The 12080-nt window shown below is 66.2% G+C and carries 11 protein-coding genes; 10 read left to right on the top strand and 1 reads right to left on the bottom strand.

Translation table 11 applies throughout. The features are described from left to right. The first annotated feature begins 7 nt into the window (after positions 1-7). From HL653_RS13645 to HL653_RS13600, 10 genes are all read left to right on the top strand, one after another. Positions 8-1846 (top strand): cytochrome c3 family protein, encoded by a 1839-nt coding sequence (locus HL653_RS13645; RefSeq protein ID WP_171744997.1) that lies wholly within the window; start codon positions 8-10, stop codon positions 1844-1846. A 25-nt stretch (positions 1847-1871) separates the two neighbouring features. Further along, positions 1872-2717 carry a phosphodiesterase gene (locus tag HL653_RS13640; RefSeq protein ID WP_171744996.1) on the top strand — a complete coding sequence of 282 codons (846 nt, stop codon included), beginning with the start codon at positions 1872-1874 and terminating at the stop codon, positions 2715-2717. Positions 2718-2834: 117 nt separating this feature from the next. Then, complete coding sequence (locus tag HL653_RS13635) at positions 2835-4208, top strand: class II 3-deoxy-7-phosphoheptulonate synthase (protein ID WP_171746974.1); 1374 nt, start codon at positions 2835-2837, stop codon at positions 4206-4208. An 89-nt stretch (positions 4209-4297) separates the two neighbouring features. After that, positions 4298-4921, top strand: coding sequence for a hypothetical protein (locus HL653_RS13630; RefSeq protein WP_171744995.1), 624 nt, complete (start codon positions 4298-4300; stop codon positions 4919-4921). Positions 4922-4998: 77 nt separating this feature from the next. Further along, entirely contained in the window at positions 4999-5517 is a 519-nt protein-coding gene (locus HL653_RS13625) for a GNAT family N-acetyltransferase (RefSeq protein ID WP_253718102.1), read from the top strand. Positions 5518-5996: 479 nt separating this feature from the next. Further along, positions 5997-8465, top strand: coding sequence for a TonB-dependent receptor (locus tag HL653_RS13620; protein WP_171744993.1), 2469 nt, complete (start codon positions 5997-5999; stop codon positions 8463-8465). A 186-nt stretch (positions 8466-8651) separates the two neighbouring features. After that, on the top strand, positions 8652-9458 hold the full coding sequence (locus HL653_RS13615; RefSeq protein ID WP_171744992.1) for a hypothetical protein: 807 nt from the start codon (positions 8652-8654) through the stop codon (positions 9456-9458). Between the two features lie 114 nt (positions 9459-9572). Further along, positions 9573-10472, top strand: coding sequence for an AraC family transcriptional regulator (locus HL653_RS13610; protein WP_171744991.1), 900 nt, complete (start codon positions 9573-9575; stop codon positions 10470-10472). Positions 10473-10568: 96 nt separating this feature from the next. Further along, positions 10569-11438, top strand: coding sequence for an alpha/beta fold hydrolase (locus tag HL653_RS13605; protein ID WP_171744990.1), 870 nt, complete (start codon positions 10569-10571; stop codon positions 11436-11438). After that, positions 11435-11782: a hypothetical protein gene (locus HL653_RS13600; RefSeq protein WP_171744989.1), complete on the top strand. Its 348-nt coding sequence runs from the start codon at positions 11435-11437 to the stop codon at positions 11780-11782. The genes HL653_RS13605 and HL653_RS13600 overlap by 4 nt, the downstream gene beginning before the upstream one ends. Positions 11783-11794: 12 nt before the next feature. Here the strand turns inward: HL653_RS13600 and HL653_RS13595 are convergent, their stop codons facing one another. After that, complete coding sequence (locus HL653_RS13595) at positions 11795-11992, bottom strand: hypothetical protein (RefSeq protein ID WP_171744988.1); 198 nt, start codon at positions 11990-11992, stop codon at positions 11795-11797. Positions 11993-12080: the final 88 nt, after the last annotated feature.

Raw genomic sequence — 12080 nt, 5'->3', positions numbered from 1 at the left:
GGGCGGGATGGCGTTTCTGATCCATGCCGTCTCGGCATCCGCCACAGGCCGCGAGATCCGCCGCAGCCGCCGCGTGGAAGGCGAGCGCGTCTCGATCGGCCGCGATCCCGGCTCCGATATCGTCCTCACCGATCTCGAGGTCACGCTCGAGCATGCCACGCTCGTCCAGACCGGGCCGCACCGCCTGATCGTCCGCTCGCTGAAGGGCGTGCCCTTCACGGTCGACGGCCGCTCGACGCAGGAGGCCGAGGTCGATGCGCGCGCCGGCGCCGAGGTCCGCATCGCGGGCTTCCGCCTCGAAATCGCATGGGACGAGGCCGAGCAGGCGATCGGCGTCACCGTCGAGCGCTTCGGCGCGGTCGCCGCCTCCGCCGCCGATGAGGAGCGCGACGAACGGCAATTGTTCACGCTCGCGGGCGTCGCCCCCTCGCGCCGCCTGATGGCGTGGGGCGGCGCGCTGCTCGTCCTGCTGCTGTTCCTCGCCTGGCCGATCGCCTCTTATGTGAATGCCGGCCACAAGACGCTCACGGCCGAGCAGATGGCGGCGGGCACGGCCGGCTTCCATGGCGATCGCAGCTGGTCGGCCGGGCCGCTCTCGTCGGCCCACGCCGGGCTCACCAACGATTGCACCGCCTGCCACGCCAAGGCCTTCGTCTCGGTGCGGGACGAGAGTTGCAAGACCTGCCACACCACCGTCCACGATCATGCCGATCCGGAAAAGCTGCGCGTCGCGCTGGCGCCGGACACGATCGGCGGCAAGCTCAGCCTCGCCGTCGCCCACGCCTTCAATCGCCCCGCCGGGCGCTGCGTGGATTGCCACACCGAGCATAAGGGCAACGACACCCGGATCGCCGTGCCCAACCAGAAATTCTGCGCGGATTGCCACGCCGATCTGAAGGAAAAGCTGCCCGAGACGAAGCTGGGCGACACGAAGGATTTCGGCTCCGGCCATCCCGAATTCCAGCCCGCCATCCTGATCAAGCCCGGCGACCAGCCGATCTTCCAGCGCACGTCGCTGGATGCGCATCCGAAACAGGAGACCGGCCTGATCTTCCCGCACGATCTGCATCTGTCCGCTACCAACGGCGTCGCGCGCATGGCGCAGGCTTTGGGTCAGGTGAAGAGCGGCGGGCTCGATTGCGCGGGCTGCCACACGCCCAATCGCAACGGCGCGGGCTTCCTGCCGGTGACGATGGAGAAGGATTGCCAGTCCTGCCACAGCCTCGCCTTCGGCCGACGTGACGGCCAGATCCGCACCTTGCGCCATGGCGAGGTGGATCAGGCGATCGCGCAGGTCCGCGATTTCTATGGCGCGGGCGGCGGTACGCCGGTCCAGCCTCTCGCCGGCTATATGCGCAAGCGCCCCGGCGATTTCGCCGCCGCTCAGGTCGCGAGCCTGCAGGGCATCAGCGGCACCGCGGGCCAGGCGATCCGCGCGATGTTCGCGCCGGATGGCACCTGCGCCGATTGCCACCGCATCACCGGCCCGTCGCGTCCCGGCGCACTGGATTACAAGATCGCCGCCGTCACCCTGCCCGATCACTACTTCGTGAACGGCTGGTTCGATCATCGCGCGCACACGACCGAGGATTGCGCCTCCTGCCATGCGGCGCCGAAATCGAAGGATGCGCGCGACGTGCTGATCCCCGGCATCGCCAATTGCCGCACCTGCCATGTCGGCGAAAATGGTGGCGGAATCGCAAAGAAAGCGCAGGTGGCGTCGGGCTGCGCGATGTGTCACGTCTATCATAAGGATGATCGGCGCGCGGCGACGGCAGCCAATCGAGAAGAGAAAAGAAAGTTCACGCAACCTTCGGCCACCACTTCCGTAAGGAATAGTGAGTAGGAAGGTGAATGGGGGGCCAACACCGATGCTGATCGCGCAGATTTCCGATTTGCACATCGGTTTTGAGCGATCAAACCCGGACGAGCCCAATCTGCAGCGCCTTCATCGCGTCCTTGATCGTATCCTCGCGTTGAACCCCCTGCCCGATCTGCTGATCGCCTCGGGCGATCTTACCGAATATGGCGACGAGGAAAGCTATGCCGTCCTCGCCGCGGCCCTCGCCCGCTGCCCGATGCCGGTCCATCTGATGACCGGCAATCACGATCTGCGCGGGCCGATGGCACGCATCTTCCCGAATACGCCGGTGAGCGAGGGCTTTATCCAGCAGGTGATCGAGGGCCCCGGCCTGCGCCTGATCCTGCTCGATACGCTGGAGGAAGGCCGTCATGGCGGCGCCTTCTGCGAGGTCCGCGCCGGCTGGCTCGCCGCCCGCCTGTCCGAAGCGCCGGACACGCCGACTTTGATCTTCCTCCACCATCCGCCGCAAGGCGTGGGCATCCCCTGGATGGATCCGGCCCCCAACGAGCCGTGGATCGCCCGCCTGCACGGCGCCCTCGCAGGCCACGCCCAGGTGATGGGCCTCGTCTCCGGCCACGTCCACCGCTCCAGCCACACGAGCTGGGCGAACGTGCCGCTCACCATCTGCCCCTCCACCGCGCCCGAAGTGGGCTTGGTGCTCACCCCCCTCGATCCCGCCACGCCCGACGATCGCGCGCTGATCGAGGATGGCGATCCCGGCTTCGCGCTCCACAGCTGGGAGGAAGGCCGCCTCACCACCCTCTTCGGCGGCTGCCCGCCCACCGTGCTGGCGGCCTACACGCCCAAGCTCCAGCCGATGATCGCCTCGATGCTGGCCGAGCGCGCGGGCTGAGGAGGATCGTGCCCGGCCGATCCCGTCGCTCAAACATTTCCCTCGCTCGCTCCAATCTCCGCTGCATTGAGGATCGGCCGCGTTTCCCCTAAGGGCGCTCGCTCGAAAGGACGAATGATGGCGACGAATTGGACGCCCGATAGCTGGCGCGGGTACGAGGCAAAGCAGCTCCCCAAATATCCCGACATCGCGGCCGTGGAGGCCGCGGAGAAGGAATTGCGCCGGTCGCCGCCGCTCGTCTTTGCGGGCGAGGCGCGTTCGCTGAAGGCCGATCTGGCGCAGGTGTCGGAGGGCAAGGCCTTCCTGCTGCAAGGCGGCGATTGCGCGGAGAGCTTCGCCGAATTCCATCCGGACAATATCCGCGACACGTTCCGCGTGATCCTGCAGATGGCGGTCGTCCTCACCTATGCGTCGAAGATGCCGATCGTGAAGGTCGGCCGCATGGCGGGCCAGTTCGCCAAGCCGCGCTCGGCCGATACCGAGACGATCAACGGCGTGGAACTGCCCTCCTATCGCGGCGACAATGTCAACGACATCGCCTTCACGCCCGAGGCGCGCCGCCCCGATCCGCAGCGGATGGTGCGCGCTTATTCGCAGTCGGCGGCGACGCTCAACCTGCTGCGCGCCTTCGCGCAGGGCGGCTATGCGAATTTGCAGCAGGTCCACCGCTGGACGCTGGATTTCATGGGCCGCAGCCCCTGGGCCACGCAATATCAGCAGCTGGCCGATCGCATCGGCGACGCGCTGGCCTTCATGGCGGCCTGCGGCGTCAATCCGCAGACCGTGCCGCAGCTCTCCGGCACCAGTTTCTACACCAGCCACGAGGCGCTGCTGCTCCAGTATGAGCAGGCGCTGACCCGGCAGGACAGCCTGACCGGCGACTGGTATGACACCAGCGCGCATATGGTGTGGATCGGCGATCGCACGCGCTTCGAGGGATCGGCGCATGTCGAGTTTCTGCGCGGCGTCGGCAATCCGATCGGCCTGAAGTGCGGCCCCAGCCTGGAGCCGGACGCGCTGCTGCGCATGCTGGACACGCTGGACCCGGCGCGCGAGCCCGGCCGCATCACTTTGATCACGCGCTACGGTCACGATCAGATCGAGAAGCATCTGCCGAAGCTCGTGCGCGCGGTGAAGCGCGAGGGGCGCCCGGTCGTGTGGTCGTGCGACCCGATGCACGGCAATGTCGTGAAGGCCGCCAACGGCTACAAGACGCGCCCGTTCGAGCGGATCCTCGCCGAGGTGCGCGGCTTCTTCGCCGTGCATCGCGCCGAGGGCACGCATGGCGGTGGCATTCATGCCGAGATGACCGGCCAGAACGTCACCGAATGCACGGGCGGCGCGATCGCGGTGACCGAGCAGGGTCTGGCCGATCGCTATCACACGCATTGCGATCCGCGCCTCAATGCGGGCCAGAGCATCGAGCTGGCCTTCCTGCTGGCCGAGATGCTGAACCAGGAAATGCGCGAGCGGGAGAAAGCGGCGGCTTGAGCCCCCGCCCCCTCCCGGCCTAGAGCAGGCGCATGCCGGAAACCGGGCGCTGATCCTCGTCAGCGCCCGGCCGGTGGTGGGAGGCATGAATGGTACGGTTTGGCGGTGCGTGTGTGGCGGCGGCGATCGCGGTCGCGGCGGTTTCGGGTCTGGCTCCCCAGCGCGCCCTGGCGGCGGCCTCCACGACTGATTTCAAGCCCGGCCCGGATGGCAGCCTCGTCCATACGCCCACCGGTCTGCGCTTCCCGCGCACGGCGGAAGGCTTCACCCGCACCGCCACCGTCTCGCTCGATCCGGCGGGCGACTATGCGACCATCACCTATGAAAGCGGCAAGGGCGCCAAGCGGATCGTCGCGCAGATCGCGCTCGTGCAGATCCGCGACATGACCGCACTCGAACATTATGCCGCGATGGCGCCGCGCATCGGCACCTATTTTCCGGGCCTGACGTTCGATCAGGTGAAGCCCCTGTCGGATGGGCCGCTCAGCCTTCCCGGGGTGGCGCCGCGCGACGCGTGGCAGGGCCATTTCTCCGCCTCGCGCGGCGACCAACCCTACATGCTCAGCCTCTCGACGCTGGACATGGGCGCCTGGGCCGGGCGCGTGGCGGCCGCCTATCCCGAAGCCGACACGGCCGACGCGCGCACCCGCCTCAACACCCTCGTCGCGCAGATCCGCGCCACCGGGCCGCATCACACCCACGCCGCCCCCTGACGCCGCACCGTCACATATTGCGGCTTTGTGGGGCGACACCATATCGGAACTGCAACGATAACGACGAGGTCGTGACGATGATCGCAGCGGACTGGACCGAGGGAAAATCGGTCGACGTGACCACCCATAGCGGTGTCGCGCTCCACATCCGCCGGTATCAGGCGGGGGACAAGGAGGCGATGTTCGCCTTCTTCCAGGGCGTCGCCGCCGCCGATCGTACCTTCCGTTTCCCGGATACGGAGGGGGAGGTGGGCAGCCTTGAACTCGCGTCGCTGGAGGCGCCCGCCACCAGCCTCGTCGCCTATAATGACGACGGCCTCCTCGTCGCCTCGTCGACGCTCACCCCGATCGAGCGCGAGGGAACGGCGGATGTGGCGGTCTCGGTGCTGGAGCCCTGGAAGGCGCGCGGGCTGAGCTGGTCGCTGCTGGAAACCACGCTGGATCTCGCGCGACAGGCCGGTTTCCGGCGCGTGACCGCCACGGAAATCGGCGCCGATCACGATGCGATCAATCTGGCGCACCGCATGGGCTTCGCCACCCGCCTCGTCTCGGCCGATCCGGTCCTGTTGTCCCTGACCTGGACGATCGACGCCTGAGCAGCGCCTGCCGGCGTCGCCATCGATATCGCCGGCTAAACCGCCCGGACATGTTGCCGGATCGCCCCACCCCGTGCCTATCCGCGCGGGGCACGTAGGCGTTCGCCCTTTCCCCGCAGAGCCTCCGGCCATCCAAACCACTGAATATCGCGCGATTTTACCTTGAAACACTCTCCAGCAATGTTTCGTCACGAAAGTCGATCCATGATGATAAACCCGCCAATACGGCCCTCTCGCGCGATCATCTATTTAAATAAAAAATGATCAACCTCGCTCGACTTTAAAGTGAAATTTTGTTCACCTTGGATTAATTTACAGACTAGTCTCAAACTTTAGATCAGTCCGATGCGGTATTAATTGATCATTCCATTTATTACGAAATGTAGATTCTCTCTATACTATCGCATGTAACCTAAGTGTCATGCAGCCTGCGTAGTGGCCCCGCCCAGATAAGAGTTTTCAACGAAGGGGTCAGAATAATGCGATTCGATGCAGGGTTCCGTAAGGGGCTCATGATCGGTGCGGCTTTGGTCGTGACGAGCGCGCCTGCAATGGCGATGGCGGCCGATCCGGCGCCGGCCGACGCACCCGCCGCCGATGCCGATTCCGGCGGGCTGAACGACATCGTCGTCACCGCGACCAAGCGCGAGACGAACCTTCAGAAGACCCCGATCTCGATCTCGGTCGTCAGCAGCCAGATGATTCAGGATCGCCACGTCCAGAGCCTGCTCGATCTCGCCGACGGCGGCGTCCCCTCGCTCCGCGTCGCCACCTTCGAAGCCCGCCAGTCGGCGCTGACGGTCGGCATCCGCGGCATCGTGCCGTTCGACCAGAACCAGACCGCGCGCGACATCGGCGTGGGCGTCTATATCGACGGCGTCTATCTCGGCCGCTCGCAGGGCCTGAACGCCGCTTTGTTCGACGTGCAGCGCATCGAAGTGCTGAAGGGCCCGCAGGGCACGCTCTTCGGCCGTAACACCGAAGGCGGCGCCGTCAGCATCGTCACCGCGGAGCCGACCGGCGAGTTCGGCGGCCGCATCTCGGCCGGCTACGGCAATTACGGCGCGTACACGACCGAAGGCCACATCAACATTCCGGCTTTCGACAATCTGGCGTTCAAGTTCGACGGCGTGATCCAGCATCAGGATGCGACCACCAAGAACCCGCTCGATGGCCAGCTCGGCTGGAACTACTACAACCGCAAGGGCGGCCGCGTGTCGGCCAAGTGGACGCCGTTCGACGGCTTCAAGGCCGTCATCTCCGGCGACATGGCGCAGGACAACAACACGCCATATTACAGCCAGCTGGTGAACTACAACCCGCAGGGCCGCACCGTCGGCATCTACGGCGGCGCCACCGGCACCACCCTGCTCAACCCGGCGACCGGCACGGCCTGCTCGGCCTGTATCGCGCCGCTCTCCCCGCTGGTTCAGGTCAGCGGCGACAAGCGCATGTCGACCGCCGACATCGGCGTGCCGCAGCAGGCGAGCATCGACAAGACGCACGGCATCTCGGCCAACCTGTCCTATGACGTGGTTCCGGGCCTGACGCTGCGCTCGATCACCGCATGGCGTGGCGTCCAGACCGATCAGTGGGACAGCTCGGGCGGTCTGCACCGCCAGGTCTACGTGCCGAACGGCAGCTTCAACCGCTACAGCCTCTCCGCGCTGCACCAGAACCAGTTCAGCCAGGAATTCCAGGCTGTCGGCAACGTCAACGCGCTGGGCGGTAACATCGATTACGTCGCCGGCCTCTATTACTTCAACGAACATGTGATGGAATCGGCCGCGACGCCGACCACCAACAAGTTCAACGCCGACGGCACCGCCTACACGATCGTGTCGGAAATCGCGCCGAACCCGAACGCGCCGATCACCTCGTCCAACCAGGGCTGGGATCGTCGCTACTGGTTCTACCAGCGCGCCAGCCGCGCCGTGACGAAGAGCTACGCGGCCTTCGCCCAGGCGACCTACACCCCGGCTGCCCTCGAGCAGGTCCACCTGACGGTCGGCGGTCGCTGGACCAAGGACAAGCGCGACGGCACGCTTTACACGGTGTCGGGCGTCTCCACGAACTACCAGTTCAACTATAACAAGGATCGCTTCGATCCGATGGTGACGCTGGCGTTCGACGCGACCGAGAACATGAACCTCTACGGCAAGTTCTCCACCGGCTATCGCGCTGGCGGTGCGAACGATCGCTCGTCGAACTTCGGTTCCTTCGGTCCGGAAAAGGTCAAGTCGTACGAAATCGGCGCCAAGACCGACTTCCTCGACCATAAGGTCCGCTTCAACGTGGCGGGCTACATCATGGACCGCACCGGCACGCAGATCGACTTCGACTTCGTCGACACGAACGCGTTCCTGCCCGGCACCACCACGGCCAACCCGAACTTCAACCTGCACACCGAGAATACGGCCAATGCGCCGGGCACCTCGAAGATCCGCGGCGTGGAAGCGGACCTGACCGTGCGCCCGATCGAGGGCCTGACGCTGGGCGGCTCCTACGCCTACACCTACACGAAGATCCCGCGGACGGCGAACCCGAACCCGGGCCCGACGTTCGGTGTGCTGACGCAGGTGTTCACGGTGTACACGCCGAAGCATGCGGCCTCGGGTACGCTCGATTATGAGCTGCCGATGCCGGTCGTCGCCGAGGGCGCCGCCCTTCGCCTCCATCTGGATGCGAACTATGCGAGCCCGCAGCACAGCTTCCAGAACGAAAGCGTGATGACGGACTCCAGCTTCATCGTGAACGGCCGCCTCGCGCTGGCGCAGATCCCGATGAACTATGCCAACGCCAAGCTGACCGTCTCGGTCTGGACCCGCAACCTGTTCAACGAGACGCACATCTATCGCATGTCGCGCGCCAACGATGCGGTGCTGGGCAGCTACGCCAACTTCAATCCGCCGCGTACCTTCGGCGTCGAAGCGGGCATCAACTTCTAATCGGCGAAACGTGGCCGGGTGGCCCGCGCGCAGGCGCGGCGATCCCGGCCACGGATCGTTTCCCCGAGTTTCGATTACCCCCGTGCATCGCACATCGCCGGCACAGGACCGTACCGACCAACGCCGTGCACACCGAATGACCGACGCAGCCGGGTGGGCCGTGGGGGCCCATGGTGGAAAGCAGGGATGAAGACGGAAGATTATCTCGCGCTCGCGGCCGGCGACCAGCAGCAGAATTTCTGGCCGATGGCGGCCATCTATGATCGCGCCCTTACACTCGGCGGCCTCGTCTCCGCGCTGGAGCGCCACGGCTCCGAGGCGCTGCACCTCAGCGACGCCGCTTACTTCACCGGATTTGCGAAAGATCATGCGATCGATGTCGCGATCGTGCATTGCGACGGCCGCGACGTGGCGGCGCTCCGCATCTGCGACGAAATCCGATCGAGCGCGCGCGGCTTCTTCCTGCCCGTGATCCTCCTGATCCCGGACGATGACGAGATGATCGCGAGCTTCGCCCGCTCCTCCTCCGCCGATCTCGTGCTCTCCGCGTCCGAAACGCCCGCATTCGTGGCGACGCGGGCGATGGAACTGCTCGAAAATCCCCGCACGCGCGGGCCCTGGACGATCTTCGGCTGGATGGCCGTCAACGCCCGCGACAAGAAAGCCGCCAGCAGCGGCCAGGCTATCGCCATGCAGCCGGTGCCGTTCGCACTTTACCAGATGATGCTGGAAAACCCGCTGGCGATCCACTCGCTGGAGGATTTCGCGAACCGGCTGACCGAAACGGGCGTGGGCAAATGCCAGCCCTCGAACATCTCGAACGTGCTGACGACGGTACGGCGCGCGTTCGAACAGAAAGGTGAGCTGTTTCCGCTGCGGACGATCTACCGCAAGGGCTATCGCCTCGAACTCGGCATCCGCCGCAATCCGGAGCGCTATTCGCGCAAGCCCCGCTCCCGCCTGTTCGTGGGAAGCCTGCCCGAGCGCGGCTGAGTCCGCGCGGCACGGCACGCCCGATGCCCTGCCAGCCCGGTCCCGTTCGCGGATAAGGCCAACGTTGCAGCAACAATCGTGCTAGGATGGCGCCACGCGCGGGGGGAGCTGAGCGTGGCAGGCAGCTATGACGGCGCAATCATCGGAGATCGGTTTCGGCTGACCCCCGCGCCGACATTGCTGACCCGCACCGCATCGATCGCCCCCATCGGCTTTTCCCGGCTGAGGAGCGACGCCCGCCATGTCCGCGCGAAGGACGTGCCGCCGGAGGCGGCCTATTCGCTGCATGTCGCGCTCCAGCCGACGGCGGTGAACCTGTGGATCGATGGGCGGCACAGGCTGGGCAAGGCGGCCTCCGCGGGTGACGCGTTCCTGTTCGACCTGCGCTGCAATCCGGTCTCGGAACTGGATGGCGGCTTCGATATCCTGCGTTTCTATATCTCGCAGGACAGCCTCGACGAGTTGGCGGCGGAACGGGGCTGGCGACAGGCCGTCCGCCTTGAAACGGATCGGCTGGGCGCGCCCGATCCGGTGATGCTGGGGCTGGCGCACGCGCTGCTCGATCGCGTCGAACGGCCCAGCGAGCGCAGTGCGCTGTTCGTCGACCATATCGGCCTCGCCTTCCACGCCCACCTCACCGAAACCTATGCCGTGGTGGGCCCGCCCGCGCGCCGCGCGACGGGCCGGCTGGCGCCCTGGCAGTTGCGTCGCGCGATCGATCATATGGTCGCCCATCTGGACGGCGATCCCACCATCGCCCAGCTGGCGATCGAGTGCGGCCTCTCGGCCGGACATTTCGCGCGCGCCTTTCGCCAGACGGCAGGGGTGACGCCCCATCAATGGCTGATGCGCCGCCGCGTCGAGCGCGCGCGGGAGCTTTTGCTGCACGGCTCGCTGGAGCTGGCATTGATCGCGGCGGCCTGCGGTTTCGTGGACCAGAGTCACTTCAGCCGGGTGTTCACGCGTCTCGAAGGCGAAAGCCCCGGCCGCTGGCGTCGCCACCATCGGAATTAGCCAGAGGGCGCGTCCGCTTTATCCAATACCCGGCCGTCGTTCCGATCGATAGTCGCGTCCGAGAGGCCGCCCCATAGCGGCCCCACGGAGGACGCGATGGCCGATCCGATCCCCTATGACGCGCATCGCATCCCCAGCGGCGCGGGCGAGATCTACGTCCGTGACTATGCCGGCGCAGGCCCTGCGCTGGTCCTGATGCACGGCTTTCCGGATCATCTCGGCATCTATGACGATCTCGTGCCCTATCTCGTCGCCGCAGGTCGCCGGGTGGTGCTGTTCGACTTTCTCGGCTTCGGCGCTTCGGACAAGCCGGCGGGCGCGCAATACAGTTTCGCGCAGCAGCTCGGCGATCTCAAAACCGTAGTCCGCGCGCTAAACCTCGGCACGGTCGCGCTGGTGCCGCACGATTCCTCCGGAATCGTGGGCATCAACTTCGCGATCGCGCATCCCGAGCAGGTCGCCGGGCTGTACATCCTCAATTCCGCTTTCGACGCGTCGCCGCTCGCGCACTGGCCGGAAATGATCATCCTGTTCGCAGATCCGGACCTGACGGCACTGGCCCATGCGATCGCGACGGACACGACCCAATTCGGCTGGCTCCTGCGGTGGCAGCAGGGCCGGTTCGCCGCGAGTTTGCCCCCGACGCAAGGTGCCCGCTTCGAAAGCGTGATCGGTCCGCTCATCGCGGACAATTTCATCCGTCAGCCCGGCGCCGGCCCCGCCTTTGCGCAGATGACCGCCGCTTTTTATGCCGAGCTTCAGCTGAACAGCGGACGGCTGGATCTGCTGCAGGCGCTCGACATGCCCGTAAAGGTCATCTGGGGCATCGCCGATCCTTATCTCACGACGGCCATGGGCCGCGAGCGTGCCGCCCGCTTCCGGCGCGGCACCTTTCATCCCGTCGCTGCCGGCCATTGGCTTCAATCCGACGAACCGGCGCAGGTCGCCAGGGAGATCCTGTCATGAATACCGAGCCTCCGAGCCTGGAAGCGATGAAGGCCCTGTCGCGCGTTCCCGTCACCCGCATCCTCGCGCTCGGTCGCTGGACCGAAAAGGCCACACCGGCAGCGCGGACGCCCGTCATGCCGTTCGAGGCGCGGGAGACGATGGCGCTGCAATTGGCGGGCAAGATCGATCAGTGGTTCGCCCGCTCCGATGGCGAGGGCGCCGTCTTCCTGATGAACCTGACCGATCCGGCCGAGGCGCATGCGCTGCTGGAGGCACTCCCGCTGGGGCAGGCGGGGATGATGGTGTTCGAGCTGATCCCGATCGGCCCGCTCTGGCCGCTGGGCCTGCTCCTGCGCGACTGAGCCCCTGCCCGCTTATTCGCCGATCAGGTCGAGATAGGCGGCCACGTCGTTGCTGGTCTGGAGGAATAGGCCTTGCTGCACATCCTCCGGCTCGGCCTCGGCGGCGCGCAGGGCTTCCGCCATCGTGCCGTAGAGCAGGGTCGTCGCTGCGCCACTGTCGGCGTCGAGATGGTAGAGGCGTACGGCGTCGCTGTCGGAGGTGGTTCGCATGCCCCCGACGCTACCGTCCTCGTCATCCCGGCGAAAGCCGGCATCTCCGGCAGACGCGCGCTTCGATCAGCCTGCGATGCCAGACCGC

Origin of the sequence: Sphingomonas sp. AP4-R1 (genome assembly GCF_013113735.1) — a bacterium.
Taxonomy (GTDB): Bacteria; Pseudomonadota; Alphaproteobacteria; order Sphingomonadales; family Sphingomonadaceae; genus Sphingomonas_I.
This window is presented reverse-complemented; position numbering and strand designations above follow the sequence as displayed.

Excerpts from the sequence above, each read along its gene's own strand:
- HL653_RS13645 (WP_171744997.1), top strand. The coding sequence starts at position 8 with ATGGCGTTTCTGATCCATGCCGTCTCGGCATCCGCCACAGGCCGCGAG.
- HL653_RS13640 (WP_171744996.1), top strand. The coding sequence starts at position 1,872 with ATGCTGATCGCGCAGATTTCCGATTTGCACATCGGTTTTGAGCGATCA.
- HL653_RS13635 (WP_171746974.1), top strand. The coding sequence starts at position 2,835 with ATGGCGACGAATTGGACGCCCGATAGCTGGCGCGGGTACGAGGCAAAG.
- HL653_RS13605 (WP_171744990.1), top strand. The coding sequence starts at position 10,569 with ATGGCCGATCCGATCCCCTATGACGCGCATCGCATCCCCAGCGGCGCG.
- HL653_RS13620 (WP_171744993.1), top strand. The coding sequence starts at position 5,997 with ATGCGATTCGATGCAGGGTTCCGTAAGGGGCTCATGATCGGTGCGGCT.
- HL653_RS13625 (WP_253718102.1), top strand. The coding sequence starts at position 4,999 with ATGATCGCAGCGGACTGGACCGAGGGAAAATCGGTCGACGTGACCACC.
- HL653_RS13595 (WP_171744988.1), bottom strand. The coding sequence starts at position 11,992 with ATGCGAACCACCTCCGACAGCGACGCCGTACGCCTCTACCATCTCGAC.
- HL653_RS13615 (WP_171744992.1), top strand. The coding sequence starts at position 8,652 with ATGAAGACGGAAGATTATCTCGCGCTCGCGGCCGGCGACCAGCAGCAG.
- HL653_RS13600 (WP_171744989.1), top strand. The coding sequence starts at position 11,435 with ATGAATACCGAGCCTCCGAGCCTGGAAGCGATGAAGGCCCTGTCGCGC.
- HL653_RS13630 (WP_171744995.1), top strand. The coding sequence starts at position 4,298 with ATGGTACGGTTTGGCGGTGCGTGTGTGGCGGCGGCGATCGCGGTCGCG.